3 protein-coding genes are annotated in these 2,433 nt (G+C 62.2%); 1 reads left to right on the forward strand and 2 read right to left on the reverse strand.

The genetic code is table 11. From position 1 onward, the window contains the following. A partial coding sequence (locus PGX04_RS16620) for a nitronate monooxygenase (protein ID WP_273739532.1) occupies positions 1–311 on the reverse strand: 311 nt, incomplete at its 3' end. Positions 312–493: 182 nt separating this feature from the next. On the opposite strand from PGX04_RS16620, the gene PGX04_RS16625 reads away from it, so the two are divergent. Further along, positions 494–1,774 (forward strand): RNA-guided endonuclease InsQ/TnpB family protein, encoded by a 1,281-nt coding sequence (locus PGX04_RS16625; protein WP_273739533.1) that lies wholly within the window; start codon positions 494–496, stop codon positions 1,772–1,774. An 11-nt stretch (positions 1,775–1,785) separates the two neighbouring features. On the opposite strand, the gene moaC is transcribed toward PGX04_RS16625, so the two are convergent. Further along, positions 1,786–2,307: a cyclic pyranopterin monophosphate synthase MoaC gene (moaC, locus tag PGX04_RS16630; protein WP_273739534.1), complete on the reverse strand. Its 522-nt coding sequence runs from the start codon at positions 2,305–2,307 to the stop codon at positions 1,786–1,788. Positions 2,308–2,433: the final 126 nt, after the last annotated feature.

The following is a 2,433-nucleotide window of genomic DNA, read 5'->3' on the forward strand; positions in this document are numbered from 1 at the left end:
TCCAGGCCCTGCGTGACGACGGCGTCGACCCCGGCGGCGACCGCCTCGCGTGCAGCAGCAGCGCTACCGACGGTCTGAAACGCGAGCGCGCCAGCCTCGTGAATTCGGTCGACGAAGGGCGCTGCCTCGCCGAACGAGAGCGTAACGACGTCGGCCCCGCTTTCGAGAATCACCTTGAGGTGCTCGTCCGTATCCACGATCGTCGTCGCGTCGTCGCACACGAGGTTGACCGCGAGGTGGCCGAGGCCGCCAGCGTTCGAGACGGCCGCCGCGAGTTCAGGGGTCGTCGCGCTGCCGATCGATGCCTGCACGATCGGGTACTCGACCTCGAGCAGGTCACCTAAATTGCGAGGCGGAGGCCCCTTCCTCAACGGAGTGAGCGGAGCGAACGGAGTAAGGAGGGGAGGAGCCGACAACACCACAACGAACCACGTTCTCAGACAGGACCACTCCCGGGCGTTTAAGTAACATCGCTACGTTATGTGAGACCGTCGTGGAATACCGTCGAACCGCCGTAATCAAGCTCGACGTGCCTCAGGACGCCGATGCGTCCCTTCGTGAGACTGTCGGGCAATTCAAACACTGTGCGAACACCGCGAGCGAATGGTGTTGGCATGGTAGCGACGACGGATACCACGTTACCTCAAAGGCCAAAGCAGAACGTGCCCTGTACGACCAACTACGGGATGAAACCAACCTTACCGCGAACCTCGTTCAGAAGGGTGTTCGCCGGGCGGTCGAAGCCGTCAAGAGCGGTGTAGTAAGATTGAAACGCGGTGAACGAACGTCCCAACCCTACTTCTCCGCCGACAGCGCGGTCTACGATAAGCGAAGTGCGACGTTCCACCGCGACCACGTCTCTCTTTCGACCGTCAACGGGCGTGTCGAGTGCGACTACATCCTCCCCGACGACCCCGACCGCCATCCGCGGACGTACCTCGAAGACGAGGACTACGAGTTCCGCATGGCGAACCTACAGCGGCGGGACGGTAAGTGGTTCCTTCATGCCTCGATGCGGAAGATCGAAGCCGACGACCCCGAACTCGACACCGAGCACAGAACAGTCCTCGGTGTGGATCTCGGGGTAAACAACATCGCAGTTGCGTCCACCGGCACGTTTTGGTCCGCCGATGAGTTTAACCATTGGCGACGAGAGTACGAAAAGCGCCGTGGCTCGCTTCAACAGCACGGAACGCGAGCCGCACACGAAGCCATCGAAGGCGTCGGTCGCAAGGAGTACGGACGCTTCGAAATATACCTTCATGGCGTAGCGAACGAACTCATCGAGGAAGCCGTCGAATACGGCTGTTCGCATATCGTCTTCGAGGACTTGACGCATATCCGCGAGAATATCCCACAGGCGACGTGGCAACACGTGTGGGCGTTCCGCCGGTTGTTCCAATACATCGAGTACAAGGCGGCTGAACACGGTGTTGAAGCCGTACAAGTTCCGCCGGACCATACGTCTCAACGGTGTTCGACGTGTGGATGTACCCACGAGGACAACCGCGACGGCGAGCACTTCGAGTGTTTAAAATGTGGGTATCTGAACCACGCGGACTACAACGCGGCGAAGAACATCGGATTTCGGTATCTCCGTCGGCGGCAAAACGCAGCCGACGGAGGCGCACCTGTAGACGTTGCGCTGAATCGCGGGATGTTGAACGTGAGTGGGGAGTACGCCCCTCCTGCTACCACAGACGGTGGCATAGAACGGGAGTCCACGCGAAAGCCCTCCCCTCAACGAGCGAGGTCGTCAGACCGAGCGAAGTAGGGTAGGGTAGTTTACGCTCGCTCCTTCTCCTTCGCGAGCACGCGCACGTTCTCGATACCCGTGTCGGGGTACTGCCCGTCTTCGTCTTTCTCGACGGCCTTCACCATGTCCCAGACGACGTTGAGACCGGTCGTCACGCCCTCGAGGGCCTCCATCTCGCAGCCGGTCTTGCCGGTGGTCTCGACGGCGACGCGGAGTTCGATCCGATCCTCGGCGAGCGAGAAATCGGTGTCGACGTTCGTGATCGGAATCTGGTGGCACATCGGGATCGTCTCCCACGTGTGTTTGACGGCCTGGACCGCGCCGACGCGAGCCGTCGCGAGGACGTCTCCCTTGCCGATCCCGTCGTCCCGGATGGCCTCGATCGTCGACGGCTGAAGGCGGATCTCGCCGACGGCGACCGCGCGTCGTTCGCTGTCCGGTTTGTCGCCGACGTCGACCATCTGGACGTCGCCCTCATCGGTCGTGTGCGTGAGATCGTCTGCGTCCGCGGCCCCCTCCGGCGTCGGCCGCTCGTCGGGGGTCTCACTCATCCGCACCACCCCACAGGACCGCGGGAATTTCCTCGAGCATCTCGGACGCGAGAAAGCCGAAGGCCTGGGTTTCCGCCAGCCGTTCGCCCGCGAGGCCGTTGACGTGGGCCCCCGCTGCGGCGGCGT

Source organism: Natrinema soli (assembly GCF_028618695.1).